Source organism: Paenisporosarcina sp. P4_E4_2, from assembly GCF_056401595.1.
The window spans coordinates 1-4,136 of sequence record NZ_JBFUJC010000281.1; the positions used below are offsets into that span (position 1 = coordinate 1).

The window sequence follows — 4,136 nt, forward strand, 5'->3', positions numbered from 1 at the left end:
GGGGAGCCGTACGCTTTTCTTAAGGAGGAATAATAATTGGATGCACAATCACTGATTTTACAATCACAAACTTCTCGGAAACAGAGAACACATTCAGAAGATCATTCAACATTGATCGGTCATGGCGGGTATATGTCACCTTTGCCGCATTTATGGGAGGATCTTTTACTGAGTGTTGTACTCCAAAAAAACGTTTTACTGAAAGGACCTTCAGGATCTGGGAAGACGAAATTAGCTGAGTCAATTTCATCGTATTTCGCGCAACCGATGCACAGTATCAACTGTTCTGTTGACTTGGATGCGGAAGCACTTCTTGGCTTTAAAACGTTGGTGCAGGCTAATGGACAAACTAATATTGATTTTGTAGAAGGTCCTGTGATCCAAGCGATGAGACATGGTCATATTTTGTATATTGACGAAATTAATATGGCGAAACCTGAAACCTTGCCAATTCTACATAGTGTCTTGGATCACCGACGTATGCTGACAAATCCATATACTGGTGAAGTATTGAAAGCACACAAAGACTTTACCGTAATAGCCGCAATAAATGAGGGATACATCGGAACATCACCTTTAAATGAAGCGTTGAAAAATCGTTTTATTTCTTTTGCCATCCCGTATTTAACCGGTGAACCCCTTCGTGAACTATTCGTTCGTGAATATCCTCAAGCATCACATAACCTGATAAAAACAATGCTTCATCTCTCTGAAGATATGTTCATTCAAGTTCAAAATGGTTTATTAAGTGAAGAAGCTGCTTCCATTCGCAGTTTACTTGATGCGACAGAGCTTGCTCAACACATCGATCCACTTCGTGCAATCCGTTATGCCATTGCGGAGAAGTTAGATGATGATAGTGAAAAAGAATTAGTCATGGAACTCGCGAATACTTGGGTGAAATGAGGGATGTTAATTGTCATCAGTAAATCGATTTATTCAATTTAACAATGAAACGGTAAATGCAAGACGAATGATTCAATTGGAACATTTAGCGAGAGCATTAAGCCGTGCGCCGTATTTAACATTGACCGTTCGTAAATTGATGGAATTTCGTCCGAAAGAAGGCGCGATTTCAATGAGCCATTTTTGGCAACATCGGGAACCTGATATTGTACAGAATGGACAACTGTCCGATTTGTATTTACTGACAGCTGGTTTTTGGAGCCATTTTGATCTTCCTTCATGGGATCGATACAAGAAAGAAGTTGAGCACTTTCCACTAAAAGAATTTGCTTTGCAGCTCGCTTTGAGTGCTGAAGAATTCAGACTTTCCAACTTGATCCGACAAGAACGTCCTGGCACCGACAAGGCATTTACTGTAAGGGAAGATGTCTATACGACCTACCATGAACAGCAAATGAGTGTCAATTTCAACAAAGGGTTTATCAGTGATAGTCTGTTTAATTATTTGTATATAGCACTTCGTAAAGGTTCGCAAGCCACAACGTTAACGGGAGATTATCCTGACTACTACCAAAGAGTTCTTGCAAAATGGGAATATATTTACGATGCAAAATCAACAGCTGACTGCTGCAAAATCTGTCTGGAGATTCTCTATGTTTTGGAAGAAGAGTCGACTAAGGACTTGACTCATACGTTCATGACACTACATGAAAACTTAATGGAACCTGCTTTTGAAACTAAAGGTCAGCGTGAAATCGATCAGCAAAATTCGGACGATCAAACTGCAAAGGAATCCATTGAAGAAATGTTCAGGTCGTGGCATCGTGAAAGTGAGAAACAGGCTGGGCCGCATTTAGAATTTGATTTATCAAAAGGAAATAAAGGGAAGACAGACAATGGTCGATTTGAAGAAGGGGAAGATTCCAATGAAATTCAAAGCGAAGGGGTCGGTTTTTCCAATTCCAATAAAAAATCGAAACAAGATGCCACAATAGATGGTAGTGCTGAAAAGAAATACTCGAAACAATCAGGCAAGCGATTCGGTGATGAGCATCAATTCGTGACAATTGAGGAAAAAAGAATAGATCTTCAAGAAGTTTCTTCGATGAAAAGCAAAATTTTAACCATTCGTGCAGAACAAAAGCCGTTTGTGAAAGCTTTTACAAAAGAAATGCGAAAACGGATTGATCAAAAGCTAGAGAGTAAACGGACAAATTTATCAAAAGGTAGGTTAATGCCGAACTTAACCTCATTGTTAACTGAACAGCGTCCAAAACCATTCTATAAAAAAAATAATCCATCGTTACCTTTGGATGCGGTTTTTGGCCTATTGGTAGATAGCTCAGCTTCAATGATTGATAAAATGGAAGATACGAAAAAAGCCGTACTGTTATTTCATGATGTATTGCGGGATTTAGGCATTCGGCATGATATAGTTTCCTATTATGAAGATGCTTATGAAGCCTCAGAACTAAATCAACCTAATTCATTTTTATTTTGTCATCAAGTGGAGGACGGTTTGAAGGACCATGCAGCTGAAATTCTATCGCTTGAAGCGCACGAAGATAATCGGGATGGTTTGGCTATTCGCTGGATGGCGGAAAGACTTCAGAAACGCCCTGAGAAGCATAAATTTCTTTTGCTTTTTTCCGATGGAGAACCTTCGGCTTATGGATACGCCGCAAATGGTATAGTCGATACAGCAGAAGCAGTCATTGAAATCGAGAAAAAAGGGATTCATATGCTTCATTTGTATTTAAGTGCAGAGCAACCTGTGGAAGAACAAATGCAATTATTTCAAATGATGTTCGGGCCAAGAACTGCAACTGCCAGAAATGTCGATGAGTTCACAACACAGACATTAAGACTGTTACGACGAATGTTATATCTCGTAGTAAAGTGACACAATAAAGAACCGTCCTCATTAGCGAGGACGGTTTTCTTGTTCTTGATGGACGATTAACAACCTCTGTTTCAATTGTTCTTCCATACGTGCAATTTCTACTTCAGCCGCTTTACGTTTCACGCGACCATCAGCTTGAATACGCAGTGTTTCTTCAATCGTTTGCAGCAAGTTTTCCTGCGTTTGTTTCAACGTCTCAATTTCTACGATGCCGCGTTCGTTTTCTTTAGCGGTTTCAAGACTGTTGATTTTCAACATTTCTGAGTTTTTCAGTAATAAATCATTTGTTGTTTTGGTTACTTGTTTTTGAGCTTCTACAGCTTTCATTTGACGGTTAAGTGTCAAAGCAATGGCAATCTGATTTTTCCATAATGGAATGGACGTCATAACAGATGATTGAATTTTCTCAGCTAACGTCTGATTTGTTTGTTGAATCATTCGGATCTGCGGAGCGCTTTGAATCGTGATTTGACGAGAAAGTTGCAAATCATATAGGCGCTTTTCTAGACGAWCTAAAAATTGAGCCATATCATTGACTTCTTGATATGCCATTTGGTCAGAAGAGGCTTCCGCTTTTTGACGCAGGGCAGGGATGGTTTCATTTAGAATTTCATCCCGTTTGATTTCAGCCGCTGCAATATAAATATTCAATGCTTGAAAATACGCTTTATTTTGGTCATACAATTTATCAAGCRTTTGAACATCTTCAATCAGGCCACGTTTGGAGTGTTCGAGTTGGATGCCGATTCGATCGATTTGAGTGCTCAGTTTTTGATATTTTGTCATTAATTCTTGAACAGAACGGGAGACTTTGCCGAATAAACGTTTAATTCCAGACTTTTTTTGGTTAGATAATTCTTCAGGATTTAATTGCCCGAGCTTGTCCATCAGATCTTTCAAAATATCGCCTACAGGACCGATATCTTTCTTTTGCACATGATCCAGCATCTGGTGAGAAAACGAAGACAATTCCGTTTGTGCATTCGCTCCATATGTGAGAATGGCTTCATAATTTCCTGCAGGTATTTGAGTAGCAAGAGCCAATGCTTTTTGCTTTTCTTCTTCGGACAATCGATCCAAAATCTTTACTGGAAGCTTTTCGTTGATAGGATCTTGTGCCATCTTTTGAGGTTGCATATCAAAAGGTGAATGAAGTAAATCATCTATAGTTTTCGTTTGGTTAGAAGTCGATGGATTTTGGGTCATCTGGTGTTTCTCCTTTCAATAGTAAAGGTGATGCATGATTCTTCATTGAGATTTTGGCGAAATCTAGTTCCATTTTTAAATGTTCAATATCGGAAGACAACACTTGTCGAAGGTCTTGTTC

Annotated in this window: 3 protein-coding genes; 2 read left to right on the plus strand and 1 reads right to left on the minus strand. The window is 39.1% G+C overall.

From position 1 onward, the window contains the following. The first annotated feature begins 36 nt into the window (after nucleotides 1-36). Nucleotides 37-906: an AAA family ATPase gene (locus AC1DSB_RS15400; RefSeq protein WP_477532342.1), complete on the plus strand. Its 870-nt coding sequence runs from the start codon at nucleotides 37-39 to the stop codon at nucleotides 904-906. A 10-nt stretch (nucleotides 907-916) separates the two neighbouring features. After that, nucleotides 917-2,809, plus strand: coding sequence for a vWA domain-containing protein (locus AC1DSB_RS15405; protein ID WP_477532341.1), 1,893 nt, complete (start codon nucleotides 917-919; stop codon nucleotides 2,807-2,809). A gap of 21 nt (nucleotides 2,810-2,830) precedes the next feature. Here AC1DSB_RS15405 and AC1DSB_RS15410 read toward each other — a convergent pair whose 3' ends face one another. Beyond that, the gene (locus AC1DSB_RS15410; RefSeq protein ID WP_477587042.1) at nucleotides 2,831-4,015 is read right to left on the minus strand and encodes a toxic anion resistance protein; all 1,185 of its coding nucleotides are present in this window, start codon (nucleotides 4,013-4,015) and stop codon (nucleotides 2,831-2,833) included. Between the last annotated feature and the right edge of the window lie 121 nt (nucleotides 4,016-4,136).